This is a genomic window from uncultured Nevskia sp. (genome assembly GCF_903885465.1).
Lineage (GTDB): Bacteria > Pseudomonadota > Gammaproteobacteria > Nevskiales > Nevskiaceae > Nevskia.
Window position 1 is genome coordinate 1 of record NZ_CAISIQ010000218.1, and the last position, 13,383, is coordinate 13,383.

The 13,383-nt window shown below is 60.1% G+C and carries 10 protein-coding genes and 2 pseudogenes; 4 read left to right on the forward strand and 8 right to left on the reverse strand.

The annotated features are described in order from the left end of the window. From QZY06_RS08170 to QZY06_RS08185, 4 genes are all read right to left on the reverse strand, one after another. On the reverse strand, positions 1–493 hold a 493-nt coding region (locus QZY06_RS08170; RefSeq protein ID WP_295682676.1), incomplete at its 3' end, for a glycosyltransferase family 2 protein. Then, positions 490–1,092, reverse strand: coding sequence for an SAM-dependent methyltransferase (locus QZY06_RS08175; RefSeq protein ID WP_295682678.1), 603 nt, complete (start codon positions 1,090–1,092; stop codon positions 490–492). The genes QZY06_RS08170 and QZY06_RS08175, both read right to left, overlap by 4 nt. Before the next feature lie 33 nt (positions 1,093–1,125). After that, positions 1,126–1,986, reverse strand: coding sequence for a hypothetical protein (locus QZY06_RS08180; protein ID WP_295682681.1), 861 nt, complete (start codon positions 1,984–1,986; stop codon positions 1,126–1,128). 399 nt (positions 1,987–2,385) lie between these two features. Next, complete coding sequence (locus tag QZY06_RS08185) at positions 2,386–2,937, reverse strand: DUF4142 domain-containing protein (protein WP_295682683.1); 552 nt, start codon at positions 2,935–2,937, stop codon at positions 2,386–2,388. 776 nt (positions 2,938–3,713) lie between these two features. Here QZY06_RS08185 and QZY06_RS08190 point away from each other — a divergent pair. Continuing rightward, entirely contained in the window at positions 3,714–5,021 is a 1,308-nt protein-coding gene (locus QZY06_RS08190) for a cation:proton antiporter (protein ID WP_295682685.1), read from the forward strand. 735 nt (positions 5,022–5,756) lie between these two features. Then, complete coding sequence (locus QZY06_RS08195; RefSeq protein ID WP_295682688.1) at positions 5,757–6,527, forward strand: BON domain-containing protein; 771 nt, start codon at positions 5,757–5,759, stop codon at positions 6,525–6,527. 218 nt (positions 6,528–6,745) lie between these two features. Here the strand turns inward: QZY06_RS08195 and QZY06_RS08200 are convergent, their stop codons facing one another. Beyond that, positions 6,746–7,591 (reverse strand): metal-dependent hydrolase, encoded by an 846-nt coding sequence (locus QZY06_RS08200; protein ID WP_295682690.1) that lies wholly within the window; start codon positions 7,589–7,591, stop codon positions 6,746–6,748. 326 nt (positions 7,592–7,917) lie between these two features. Between QZY06_RS08200 and QZY06_RS22175 the strand changes: the two are divergent. Together QZY06_RS22175 and QZY06_RS22180 are read left to right on the forward strand one after the other, a co-directional pair. Then, a pseudogene (locus QZY06_RS22175) lies at positions 7,918–8,165 on the forward strand (AbrB/MazE/SpoVT family DNA-binding domain-containing protein). After that, positions 8,162–8,553, forward strand: a pseudogene (locus QZY06_RS22180) (type II toxin-antitoxin system VapC family toxin). Before QZY06_RS22175 ends, QZY06_RS22180 begins: the two co-directional pseudogenes overlap by 4 nt. A gap of 62 nt (positions 8,554–8,615) precedes the next feature. Here the strand turns inward: QZY06_RS22180 and QZY06_RS08210 are convergent. The 3 genes from QZY06_RS08210 to QZY06_RS08220 form a co-directional block, all read right to left on the reverse strand. Further along, the gene (locus QZY06_RS08210) at positions 8,616–9,161 is read right to left on the reverse strand and encodes a hypothetical protein (RefSeq protein WP_295682694.1); all 546 of its coding nucleotides are present in this window, start codon (positions 9,159–9,161) and stop codon (positions 8,616–8,618) included. A gap of 46 nt (positions 9,162–9,207) precedes the next feature. Next, positions 9,208–12,321, reverse strand: coding sequence for an error-prone DNA polymerase (locus tag QZY06_RS08215; RefSeq protein ID WP_367275591.1), 3,114 nt, complete (start codon positions 12,319–12,321; stop codon positions 9,208–9,210). Next, positions 12,294–13,383 (reverse strand): DNA polymerase Y family protein (locus tag QZY06_RS08220; RefSeq protein WP_295682697.1); only part of this gene is annotated, 1,090 nt, incomplete at its 5' end. The genes QZY06_RS08220 and QZY06_RS08215, both read right to left, overlap by 28 nt.

Genomic DNA, 13,383 nt, shown 5'->3' on the forward strand with positions numbered 1-13,383 from the left:
CCGGAAAGCCACCGGCACGTCGGTAGGCGGCGGCCGACACGCCGAAATTTGCGCCGTGCACATGACGGTGATCGTCGTTGTCGTGGTAGTCGCGTTCGTATCGCGAGCGAACTGCCTGGCAGTGCTGCCACCAATCACCTACGCCAACGGTACCGCAGACCGCATCAGCTTCCAGCGCTAGTTGGGCTGCGAGCCACGACGGCGCAACTGTCGTGTCTGCATCGGTGAAGGCCAGCCAACGTGCTTTCTGCTTGATGGCTTGGTCTGCACCGAGCGCACGTGCGATACCAACATTTCTTGCGCAAACGGTTACCACGTGAACGCCGTAGTTATTGGCGATCGCTGCGGAATCATCGTTGCAGGCGTCCAGCACAACGACTACCTGAACAATTTCGCCTAATAGGTCGCTGTGTAGGGCAGCTTGAGCGATCGATGCCAGACAGGAGCCAAGTAGTGCCTGCTCGTTGTGCACCGGCACGATCACGCCAATCACCTCAATGCCTCACGAGTGGCCACTGAACGCCGATCCATCGACCACAGCTCTAGAATGAAATCGTCTTCGAGATGGCTCAGCAAAGGCGCCTCCGCGAACTCGGCACGGATCACGGAATGAACATCGTCACCGCTGTTGACGGCTCCCTCGATCGCCGGGCGCCAGTGGCAAGCGACGAAGCTGCCGCCCGCAGTAAGCGCGCCACGTGATTGACGTAAAACGAGACGCAGTGCTTCGCGATCGAGGTAGTAGCCGATTTCGCCAAAGACAATCAGATCAAAGGCGCCTGGCGGCCAATCGCGAGGCAGTCGGCGTTGCTCGACCTTGACGTGTGGAAAGACCGAGAGTCGAGACTTGGCTTGTCCAACTGCAAGCGTATGGAAGTCACTGGCCAACAGGTGTTGGCAACGCGGCGCAAGTGCCGCCGCCAACTCGCCGTTGGCGCAAGCCGGCTCGAAGACGCGGCTATAAAGCGGCTGATCGAGACAGGCCAGAACGATTGACCTTTTGCGCTGCTCGTACCAACGCGAGCGGAAGCCCCATGGATCATTGGAGCATTCGTAAAGGGCATCGAAGTAGGTGGCATTAAATGATTGCATGCCGGAGCTACAGCAACCCATGTTCCTGGGCATTCATAACCGCCAGGGCACGCGATTCTGCTCTTTAAGCGTCGTCGCCAGCGCCGCGAGGTCGCGGTCAGCGTGAGATTGACGGATGAACACAGGCAGATCCGCAGCGAGCCTTGCAAACTGTCGATCGCGGCAGAAAGGTGTGGCACCGAGCGCTTGACCCACATGGTTGAGCACGGTGAGCGCTGTCGCCTCCGCCGATGCGCGGCAACGCAGCGCAAGAGCACGACTATCGTTCGACGGTGAAAGGTCGATTGCCACCGCCGTCTCGCGCAGCAGCGCACCTGTGTGCGCCAAAGCTACGTCTATAGCGCCCAAATGAGCATCGACAAACGGCGAAGCTCGCGTTAAAGCCTGCTGCCACAACGACTTCGCCAGTCCAATTGCGCCCCCATACCAACACGCAGCAATACCTGCAGCACCATGCCAAAAGCCAGGGCGGTCGAGGTAGGCCCCCGGCGAGCCAACAACAAAGGCCGTTGCTTGTTCGAATCGGACATCGCAAGTACCGCTAAGGGCCATACCAACGGCGTTCCATCGGCGACTATCGATACTGACCCCCGATTGGTCCAATGCTACAGCGACCAAATATGGGCCTTCGGCGTCACGCCAGGCGGTGCATAACGCGTATTCAACGTATTCGGCACCGGAGCACCAAGGTTTGCTGCCATTGATAACCGCCATTTCGCCGGGCGAGGAGGAAATTTGCAGTCGCTCAGCCGGCGAATCCGCCGCCCAAACACTCCATAAGGCGTTCGCTGGGAAAACGGCAGAATTTTCAATTTCGGCAAGAATGGCCAGCGCGTCGGTATGACCTTCATAGAGTTTCGCAAGCGCGAGATCCTGTTCGGCAACTCGCGCCAAGCTTTGCCACCGAGCCAGCGTTTTCCCGTCTCCAGGAAGAGGCAAGCACGCGGCACCCTCTGCTACTACCGCCACCATTGCGTTACTGGGATTTTCGCCTCGAAGCGTCCTGAGGCAGTGCTCTAACTTCAAGAGGAGCGGATCAGCGCTCCCGGCGGACGAAGATGGGGCTCGGTACAAGTCCATGAGCACATTCCAGGTGGTGATAATCCGGATTGGGAAGAATTTGTCGATCCCGGTGAAATCCCCGATCGGCCAAATTTCATTGTTGATGACCGACTAGCGAGACTGCTGGAGTCGGGGACGAAGCATCCCGAAACCGAACCGAGCGGCTCGGTCAGATGATGAAGCCCCGTCGCCGCATTCGCAGAGCCGGGGCTTAGAGGCCACATGGACGATCTACATCCCGGTCTTGGCGCTCAGAGCCGGAATATGTTCGGCGTGATCGTGCAATGTCGGCAGCGTCGCCGTCGCGAACTTTGCGATGTCCGCGTCTTTTGAATGACTGCCGGCCTTGAATGTGGCGATCGCGTCGGCATGCCCGGCCTTCATGTCTGCAATGAAAGCTTTGTCAAAGTCGGCACCGCTCATTGTTTTCAGTTTGTCGAGCATCGCCTGATGCTTGTCGTCAGGGGCACTCGGCAGCTCGATGCTCTTTTGCGCAGCGAGTGCTTTCAGTTGCTCGCCAGCCTTGGTGTGATCGTCGACCATGCGCTGACCAAATTTCTTGACGGAATCGGTGCTGCCGTTCTCCGCTGCCAACTTGCCGGCATATACCTCCGTCATTCCACCGATGGCCGCTTTCTTGAAGAACTGCTGGTCGGCAGCGCTGAGTTTGGTTGTTGCAGCAGTGCTCATATCACCCGCCACCGCGGCCTGTGTTTGCGGGCAGGCCAGCGCAGCAAGGGATATCAGCAGGGACATTGCGAAGGTCAAATTGCGAGATTTCATAACTTGCTCCTGATGAACATCGAAGCCAAGATGTTGCATTCCACGTGCCTGCACATTTATTGAGGGTGGATCAAGTTCAGCTCCATCACCATTCCGCCGTCTTGCGGAAGGAGAGATTGTCGGTGAATGCACGCATGTCTACGGGTCCGTATCAAGTCGCAACCTCGAAACGTTTCGGGATCAATCCTTGCTAATTGTGTTTCGTCGCACTAACAAAGTCTGAAAAGCTAAGAAATGTTGTTTCCTGTAGGGAAATCGTTTTTGACTTGCATTCCTTACATCTTTTCAAGAAACCGTCGAACACCACTAGTCGACCTAACGCCTGCAGGCTGTCTGAGCGTTGCCAACGCGGAGGTGATCAAATGCCACGGGGTGATAAGTCGAAATACACACCGAAACAGATACGCAAAGCGGAAAATATTGTCGAGAGCTATGAGACAAAAGGCGTTGCTCACGGCGAAGCCGAGTCACTAGCTTGGGCCACTGTGAATAAGCAAGACGGTGGTGGCGACAAGTCCGGTGGCGGCCTTACTAAGGCTCCGCGGGAGAAAAGAGCGGCGCGTCGAAATTCCGCCCGGCATGCAGCAGAGCCAAAAGACGGTCATGCCATTAACAAACGGCGTAGTTCAAGTTCCTAATCTTGGGCGCTTCCCTCGGCCGACTAGTTCCAACCTTGGCGACTGTGCAGCCGGTATTCGATCCACGACCGCTGTGAGTGGTCGTACGCCCATGAACTGCAGCCAACGAAGCACGCCTGTCCGGAACGCCGCGCCCCGATGACTATCGAGGGTTGGTATCTCGTCATCGGGCTTCTGTTGCTGCTGATCGCCGTCGTTGGCGGGCTTGTCGCGCGCTGGCCGCTCACCACCGCGATGATCTATCTGGGCCTGGGCGCATTGTTCGGGCACTTGGGCTGGATCGCGCTCGACCTTGCCCGTGACGCCCATTGGCTCGCGCTGGCGAGCGAAATCGCAGTCATCGTCTCGCTTTTCAGCGCCGGGTTGAAGCTGCGGCTGCCACTGACCTCAAGGTCATGGCTCTTGCCGGTGGCGCTCGCAACGACCGGCATGGCAGCAACCGCTGCGCTCGTGGCGAGCGCAGGCGTCCTGTGGCTGGGTCTGCCGCTCGGCGCCGCCGTGTTGCTTGGCGCGATCCTGGCCCCGACCGATCCGGTGCTCGCAGCCGACGTGAAGGTTGGGCATACGGGCGACACCGATCCGGTGCGGCTCACACTTACCGGCGAGGCGGGCATGAACGACGGCACTGCGTTCCCGGTGCTGATGCTCGGGCTGGGGCTGCTCGGCCTGCATACCCTTGGCGACGGTGCGATGCGCTGGCTCACCCTGGACGTGCTGTGGATGGTGTTCGCCGGCCTCTTGGTCGGTGGCACGGTGGGTGCCGTCACTGCGCACTTGGTACTGATGATGCGCCGCCGTTTTCACGAGGCGCTGGGCTTCGACGACTTCCTCTCGCTCGGTGTGATTGCCACGGCGTACGGCTTGGCGCATGCGACACATGCCTACGGGTTCCTCGCGGTGTTCGCGGCCGGCTGGGCGATGCGGGCGGTCGAGCGGCGAGAGCGAGGAGCGACGGCCGAGCCGCTGGCATCGCATCAGATCGGCGACAAGGAGATGGCCGCCAATCTCACCGAGGCGCCGGCCTATCTTGCCGAGGCGGTGCTGCGGTTCAACGAACACATGGACCGGATCGGCGAGCTGACCCTGGTCCTTTTTGTCGGCGCGCTGCTGGCAACGATGGCATTCGATTGGCAGGCTGTGGGATTCGCGTTGCTGCTGATTGTCGTGATCCGGCCGCTATGCGTGCTGCCATTGTGTGCGCTGTCGGGCATGCGGCCCGGCCGAGCGGTGCTGGTGTCATGGTTCGGGATCCGTGGTATCGGATCGGTGTATTACCTCGCCTATGCCGTGACGCATGGGCTGCCCGAGCACCTAGTAGGTCCAATCGCGGCGATCGTGTTGACCACCATTGGCATTTCGACCTTTGTACACGGAATGAGCAGCACGCCGTTGATGCGGCTGTATGGCGGAGACGGGGCGGCTTGGATGCCTTGGTTGAAGCGGTGACCTTGTTGCTGTGAAAAGGACACGCGCATACATCGAATCAGTGCGGGATGTCGGCGGGCTAAGGGCCGATTTGCGGGCGGACCCAAGCGGTCATGCGAGAAGGTTGATGTAGCGACACGCCTTTACGCGTAGGAAAATCTGTGTCCCGCCATGTCTGTTTGAAAATGGCGACGCCGGTTCCCTTCCTGAGCTCGAATTTAAGCACAGTAACGCCGACGGTACGTTGACCAAGTTCGCGCGCTTTTTCAGTAGTGGTCGTCGAGAGGAAGTTAAGCCAACCACGGAGTACCACGCGATCTCTCAGGGACCTTCGGAAACGGTGCATCGCCATCGTCTTAGGCACGATGGGTGCCCATGGCTGGTGATGGATCGGCCGGTGGAAACATATGAAAGCATTTCTCGAAGAACCGACTTTTGGGAACGCGGTATCCACGATTTCGGTGAGTCCAGCTGCCTTGATTCCGGCGGTTACGCAGACGCTTTCGAGAACGTCGATTAACCGGCTCTTGAGCGCCCAGTCGGCTAAGGTTCAGAACCGCTTGATTCCCGCTCTCAAGCTCATTTCGCTGCCGTCGGGTACCGTCCTACTTGAGCCGGCCAAGAAGATAAATCACGTCTACTTCCCGAACGACGCGACATCAGCCTGTATCACGCCACCAAATGCGGTAACTCCGCGGAGGGTTCGCTGATTGGTAACGATGGCGGAGCCATTCACCAGTACGGAGCACAGACAACATGAACCGATACATGACGAGTTCCATCGGCAGTGAAAGCACGCAGGGCCACAGCGACAAAGATGAGCGTATTCGCGCGCAGCAGGGTCCAGCGGAGCCTCGTAACTCCTTTGATCCGTTCAAAAAATATGGCGGCCCTCAACGTAGCGAATACTTGAAGCGCCCCCATGAACCTGACGGCAGTTCAATTGATCTGGCCGGTGCGCACGCGCTAACCCTCCCCCCAAACGGCGATAAAGGGTGCGGCATAAGTTCGAGCGTTTCCGACGGCGTGCATAGAAAAAACGAAAGCTCGGACTGTCGCGAGAACCATCTTGGCAACTTTGATCACTGCCAAAGCAAAGGCAGCAATTGTGATGCCGGCGCCGATGCGCCGGCTAACGGTAGCAAAGGCGGCGCCGCGCCCCTGACAAGCGGCGAACGCTGCGATGCCCAGATTAAGGACGAGGTCTGCAAGCGGCTCTGCAATAGCAGCGAACTCGACATTCATGACGTCAGCGTCGAAGTCACGGCCGGGCAAGTCTGCCTTGAGGGCTCCGTGCCTGCGCTCTATATGAGAAATCGGATCGAGAACATCATTGACGAGATTCATGGCGTCACTGATGTCATCGATTGGCTCAGAATTCGTTGGCACGGCAGACGAGAAAATCCTACCGACACCAAGAGGAAGGTTCGCGACCAAGGTGAAGCCCTTGCTCGTGCCAATGCCACCGAAGGCGCAGAGGATGGCGGCGGCGCAGGCAGCTCTGGCCCGATGGCAGAATCCGGTTAGGCCGAGCGTGCAGGTCCGAAGAACCTAAGAACCGGCACGCTAGTAAAGCGCCGCTGAGCCGGACGCTGCCCCAGCAGTTACAGCCTGCAGGTTGAATCCGCTGAGAGCGGTGAGCCAGAATTCAGCATCGCTTTGGCTAAACACTGTCGGCGTACCTGACAGCTTCATCCCTGCAGCGGGGGACGTTCTACCGGAAAGGGACCGGGAGACTCGTCTGATCACGCAGCCTCACGCCGATAGCCCTCGGCCTCGGCAACGAGGTCGGACATTTGTTCAAGCAAATATCGGTTGTCATGATCCCACGGGTGGAAGCCTGGCCTGAAATAGCTCAGCCAAGGCATGGCAAGCCGCGGTAGCAAGGCGGGCGAGCGGAACATGAAATTAACGAAGCGTCCCAACCCCCGACTTTGCCTGTCCGTCCTGCGGCGTTGGTCATCTGCCTTCAACAAACGTTGTTGATAGAACAGTACCAGTCCGAGAAATCCCGCAGTAGTTAGCACCATGCTGGTGGTACGCAGCATGTAAGCCCTGACGCCGCGCCCGACTACGGACTCGTAGACATCGAAAGCCACCGCCTTGTGCTCGGTTTCTTCGAGCGCATGCCAGCGCCACAGCGATGAAAGTCGGCGATCGGCGCCCGCAATCAGCCTCGGATCGGTCAACACAAGTTCGGAAAGAATCGCCGTGAAGTGTTCTTGGGCGATGGTCACGGATAGCTGCGCGGCTGGCGGCAGCTTCTCCTTCAACAGATTGAGGAATGCGGCGACATGAGCTTCCACCTGCTCGGCAGGCAACCCGGCCTCTGTAAGCAGGCGGTTGTATTCGTCGTGCTCACGGCCATGCATCGCTTCCTGGCCAATAAATGCGGTCACCGCCTTGCGCAAATCAGGATCGGTGACCCGGTCAGCATACTGACGCACGGTGTGGATGAAGTAGCGCTCACCCTCAGGAAAAAAGATGGACATGGCATTGATGAACTGGGTCAAGTATGGCCCTTGCTCATGCCAGTCCGAAACACTTGAGCTATTGAGGTTGAAGTGCAGATTGCGACGGACGGGAAGCATTCGATGGCCCTCATGAGTCTGCGTGTCAAGCTTCAGCAGCAATACATGTGCCCGCCACGCTTGTTCGTGTTTATCGGCATGGCGCTACGTTCCGGACGGGGACTCCAAGACCGACTAAGGCCGAGCAACTTCGAGCGGCTCCAGCTTTTGTCTCGGTGCCGCCATCCCAGTTTTTGATTTAGCGCTTCTGTCCTCGTCTTCAAAGTCTTCCGGTTGTGCGTAAGAAGTGGTTGATGAATCTGAGGCGTCGACTACAGTTGAAATTGAGCTGAAGGACTGTAAGGAGATTATGCTTTACTCAGTTTTTCCATTGAGAGCCCCGACGCATGACGACGCTCGCCATCACCAGCAAAGGACAGGTCACGTTCAAGAAAGACCTTCTCAAGCACCTTGGTTCTAAGCCGGGGATCGCCTCGAAGGCAGCTTGTTGCCCAGGGGGTGGTTGGAAGTGAAAGCTGCGCCGTCTGGCAGGATCAAGGAGATCTTTGGCTTGCTCGTCGGGAAAACACGCAAAGTTACTTCTATCAGGGAGATTGGCGCTTCCGCAGCTGAAGGCTTGGCAGGCAAGCGGTGAAGATCACGGTCGACACCAACATCCTGGTCCGCAGCATCGTCCGCGACGACCAGAAGCAGGCCGCTGCGGCTGATCGCCGTTTGAAGTCGGCTGGCGTCATTGCGGTCACACTGCCGTGCCTTTGCGAGTTTGCATGAGTGTTGCTCAAGCTCTACGACTTATCACGCAATGATCTGGCGCGGGTGATGCGATCCCCCTCGCCGTCGGGAATGTCGGAGCGGATCGGACAGCCGCAGAATCGGCCTTGCCATGCTCGAAGCAGGTGGTAATTTTGCTGATGGTGTGATTGCTCACGAGCGAGGCCGGCTAGGCGGTCTGACCTTTCTTGTTCGAGCCGCAGGCCATCAAACTTCTGCAAGCCGGGGGCGAGTCGGCACGAGTTGCGTAGTCCGTTCTGTGCAAATAATAGTTGACGAGGCGCCTTCTTCAACCACTTTTTGGCCCATCAGTTCAATGTTTGGCGCGGTTGGCTGTTGCCAGAATTTCGGCGACAAGTCCTTCAACGACGAACTCGAGGCGCTTCTTGTTCACGGACGACACCTCGGGCAACCCGATGCCGTCAATCAAATTGGGAATGATCGTGAAGTGGTGCTTCCTGACTTCGGTACTCGACTTTATTTCTGATTGAACAATTACGGTGACCTCGTCGCCGTCGAAACGATACTTTTCGCCCATCGCAGCATCCCAGCCTGCATATCCCCCGCAGCAGTGCGCGCCGTACTGCGGACGGCTTCCCTCAGTCCTCACGTCGCACACGTAGACATAGCTGACGGCGTTCAGCCGGCGCAGCACGTGATGACAGGTGAGCACCGTGAAACTCATCGCTGATTCGAGCGGCGCCAGCGGCATGCCGACGACCAACCCGGGCGCCATGGTGACGAAGAGGGCGGGAGCAGGCGCCTTCGAGGGACCCAGCCGCTGAAGTTCTCCACGAAACCAAACAAGCGCGTTCCGCATGAGCGCGTGGACATCGGCAATACGCGGGTCGTCATTCATTGGGGCCACAACAAACGCACGGGTCTCGACGCAGGAAGTCTGAACGCTATCGAAAGTCGCGGCTACTAAGCTGAAGGGTGCCTAGCATTTCGCCAGCATCTTCTACACGGCTCGCAATGACGTGCCGAACCCCCTCAGGAGTCGCTTGCAGCCTCCCGACCACCGACATCAGCTTCGCGGTCATCACAGCGTGCCTGCAAGCATCGAGAACCTTCGGCCAGATGATCAGGTTCATCCACCCGGTCTCGTCCTCCAAGGTCACGAAAACGACTCCTGAGGCCGTATCCGGCCGCTGACGGTGCGTCACGATGCCGGCCACGCGTACGCCGCTGCCATCGCGCAGCTCCGCCAGGGACACCGCAGTGCGAAATCGCTTCTGGGCAAGATTGGCTCGGCGAAACGACAGCGGATGTCGTCCTAGCGTGAGCCCCAGACCCTGATAATCCGCCACGACGGTCTGCGCTTCCGTCGGCGCCGGAACCGCGACGTGAAGGTCCGTGACCGTGGTTTCGCGGAGTACGTTCGACAAATGCTGCACGCCCGCAGCACTCCATCGAGCGCCATGACGATGACCGGTGATGGCATCGAGCGCCCCGGCTTCCGCCAGTGCGTCGATCGCCCGCTTCGAAAGCCCCGTCCGGTTGGCCAGCTCGTCGACCGTCGCGTAGGGCTCATACCGTCGCTTGACCAGCTGCTCGCCTTCGTCGCGCGGCAGGCCGGCGATGAGTCGAAGGCCGAGCCGGACATCCGGTCGACCGTCGATACCGCGCTCGAGCGTGCAGTCGTAGTCGCTCAGATTGGCGTCGACCGCCAGGAAGCGCACGTTGCCGTTGCGCTTCGCCTCCTGGACCAGTTGTGCCGGCTGGTAGAAGCCCATCGGCTGCGAGTTGAGAAGTGCCGCGCAGAAGGCAGCCGGCTCACGGCATTTCAGCCAGCAGGAAACGTAGGTAAGCAGCGCGAACGAGGCGGCGTGGCTTTGCGGAAACCCATAGCCGGAAAATCCCAGGATCTGGGTGTAAACCTGCTCGGCGTACGCGTCGGTGTAGCTACGCTCGCGCATGCCATCGAGTAGTCGGGTCCGAAATTTCTCGAGGTTGCCGTTGCGCTTCCACGCCGCCATCGCCCGCCTGAGTTGATCGGCTTCACCGGGTGAAAATCCGGCGGCGACGATCGCGAGGGACATCACTTGTTCCTGAAAAAGGGGCACACCGAGCGTTGGACCCAAGACCTGCTCGATCTCCGGGCTCGGATAGCTGACCGCTTCCAGTCCCTGCCGCCGACGCAGATACGGATGGACCATATCGCCCTGGATCGGGCCTGGCCGAATCAGTGCGACCTGCACCACCAAGTCGAAGTAGTTCCTTGGCTTCGAGCGCGGCAGCACAGTCATCTGCGCACGCGACTCGATCTGAAAGACGCCGATGGTTTCAGCGCGACCGATCATGTCGTAGGTCATCGAATCTTCCGCCGGCACGTCCGACATCTCGAACGGCACCCCACGAAAATTCGCAACCAGATCCAGCGCCCGATGAATCGCCGACAGCATGCCGAGCGCCAGAACGTCGACCTTCAGCAAGCCCAGCACGTCGAGGTCGTCCTTATCCCACTGGATGATCGTCCGGTCCGGCATTGCGGCGTTCTCGACCGGAACCAGGGTATGCAACGGGTGATGCGAGATGACGAAGCCACCCGGGTGCTGGGACAGGTGCCGCGGCATCCCGACGAGTTCTTTCACGAGGTGAAGAAACTGGACGAGCACCACCGCGTCAATCGGTAGCACACCCTCGCCCAGCCGCTCTGCCAGCGTGCCGGTCCCGTCCCAATGCGACATCCCCTTGGTCAACGTCTCGATCCGTTCGATGCCGAGGCCCAGTGCCTTGCCGACATCCCGGATCGCGCTCTTGGTCCGGTACGACGTCACCACGGCCGTGAGCGCGGCGCGGTTGCGACCGTATTTGTTGAAGATGTACTGGATGGCTTCTTCGCGTCGCTGGTGCTCGAAGTCAACATCGATGTCCGGCGGCTCGCCGCGTTCTTTCGAGATGAATCTCTCGAACAACAAGTTCATGCGGGCGGGATCGACTTCGGTTACCCCCAAGCAGAAACAGACGGCCGAGTTTGCGGCGGATCCGCGGCCCTGGCAGAGGATGTTCTGGGATCGCGACCAGCTCACCACGTCGGCGACGGTCAGGAAGAAGTGCTCGTATCGGAGTTCGGCGATCAACGTCAGCTCACGCTGAATGGTGGTCTGCACCGATGGCGGCGTGCCGGTGGGCCAGCGCCGCTTTGCACCCTCTTCCGTGAGGATCGTCAGATGTTCGATCGCGCTCCGCCCGGCAGGTACCAGTTCATGGGGGTACTCGTACTTGAGCTGACCAAGGCTGAAGGTGCATTGCTCCATGATCGCCAGGGTCTCCGCCCGCATCAGCGGTGGATACAGACGCTCGAGTGTTGCGAGCCGGCGCAGATGCCGCTCGCCGTTCGGGAACAGCGGCGCGCCTGAATCCCGGACGCTGCAGCCGGCTTTCACACAGGCCATCACATCCTGCAGTGGCTGCCGGGCGCGCGCATGAAAGTGCACGTCACCGGCCGCCACGCAGCGCAGTCCGAAACGGCGGCCGAGCTTCCGAATGGCCTCGCCGCGCTGCCGATCTTCGGGATGCAGATGGCGCTCCCAGGCCAGGCGCAGATCGGGACCCAGCGCATCTCGCGCCCAGCCGATCTCCGCCTCAAAAGTTTCGTCGGGAATCCCTTTGGCTGGCCAGCGCGGGATCCAGATCGGGACGGTTTCTGCGAGACCGCTGCAATCGTCGCAGCCGAGCCGGTAAGTCCCCTTCTCGGATGAGCGCCGCCCGACCGTGATCAGCTGGCAGAGGTTGGTGTAGCCGATTTGGGTCGCGGCCAGCAGCACGATCTTGGGACCATCATGCAGTTGGATCTCGGACCCGACGATGAGGCGGAAGTCTTTCTCTCGGGCCGCTTCGTATGCGCGCACGACACCCGCAACCGAGCATTCGTCGGTCAGCGCCAACGCGGAGTAGCCCAGTTGCTGGGCTTCCTCGACCAGCTCACGGGGATGGCTGGCGCCTCGCTGAAAGCTGAAATTCGAGAGGCAGTGAAGCTCGGCGTAGCTCACTGCCAGAGTCCGTGCAGCCACCATTGCTCGTCCGCAGCATCACGGTAGACCCAGAGCTTTCGGCCTCGTGGATCCTCAGCGACGAAATAGTCCCGCTGCATGCCGGCTTCCCACCACCCCGACTCGATGCGCTCGGGAGGACCGAGCAGTGTCGGCGGTGCAATCCTCTCCGGCATCGGGAGTAGCCAGAGCGGTCGGCTCGGATGGTCGGCTGGCACTTCGCTGGGCATCTGTCCCCAGGACCGTTGCGGTCGGTGGTCCGGCAGCACCCAGACTCTACGCACCGCATCTTCGCCAAGCCGGGCAACGAGTCGTTCCTGCAGCGCCGCGAGCCGTTCGCCATCACCGGCCGTTCGGTCGAAGAGATCGTCGGAGATAGCAGCAGCGGCCTCAAACCGATCAGCCGCGAGGATGAGTTCAAGGACTGGCTCGGCGAGTTCGATCTTCGCCAGCTTTTCCATGAGCACGAGCATCAAGCGCGCTGAATCGCGCGTGGGCGCCATGAGCGCCACCGGCAACTCGGTTCGCCGGCGGCCGATGTCGACGAAGGTCAAAACGAAGCGCTGTGCGGTGACATCGCGAGCGCGCAAGTAGCTGCAGAACTCCGCGAGCATCGGCCGCAGCGGAAACAGGAGCGCCTCAGTCGTTTCGATCCCGCCGGCAAATTCGACCCGGCGACGATAGGTCGTCGGCGGCTCGAAACTTGTGAAGCGTTCAGGCAGACGGCCGACCAGGCGATGCAGCATCGTGGCGATATCAGGACCGAAGCGTCTTCCCAGTGCCGCAGCCGGCACCGCCAGAACCTCACCCACGGTCCTGAACCCGGAGCCGAGCAGAACGTTGCGCTCCCGATCGTTGAGGGGCAGGACGGTCAGCGGCATCTTGGCCAGGCGTGGACCGATCTCCGGCTGACGGACGATCGCTCCTCGAAAGCCTGCCGAGGCCTTGGCGAGAATCAAGCCGGCGGCCTGGGTCGGGGCCACGCCGTATTGGCGCGCATAGGGCAGCTCATCTTCACGGCCGAGCAGCCGTCGCCAGAGCCCGGCGCCGCCACCCATCAATCGCAGGCTGGCGCCGATCTCGGCA

What these genes read in the sequence shown, in the direction of transcription:
- QZY06_RS08210 (WP_295682694.1), bottom strand. Translation starts at nt 9,161, where the DNA reads ATGAATGACGACCCGCGTATTGCCGATGTCCACGCGCTCATGCGGAAC.
- QZY06_RS08185 (WP_295682683.1), bottom strand. Translation starts at nt 2,937, where the DNA reads ATGAAATCTCGCAATTTGACCTTCGCAATGTCCCTGCTGATATCCCTT.
- QZY06_RS08200 (WP_295682690.1), bottom strand. Translation starts at nt 7,591, where the DNA reads ATGCTTCCCGTCCGTCGCAATCTGCACTTCAACCTCAATAGCTCAAGT.
- QZY06_RS08215 (WP_367275591.1), bottom strand. Translation starts at nt 12,321, where the DNA reads ATGGTGGCTGCACGGACTCTGGCAGTGAGCTACGCCGAGCTTCACTGC.
- QZY06_RS08175 (WP_295682678.1), bottom strand. Translation starts at nt 1,092, where the DNA reads ATGCAATCATTTAATGCCACCTACTTCGATGCCCTTTACGAATGCTCC.
- QZY06_RS08190 (WP_295682685.1), top strand. Translation starts at nt 3,714, where the DNA reads ATGACTATCGAGGGTTGGTATCTCGTCATCGGGCTTCTGTTGCTGCTG.
- QZY06_RS08195 (WP_295682688.1), top strand. Translation starts at nt 5,757, where the DNA reads ATGAACCGATACATGACGAGTTCCATCGGCAGTGAAAGCACGCAGGGC.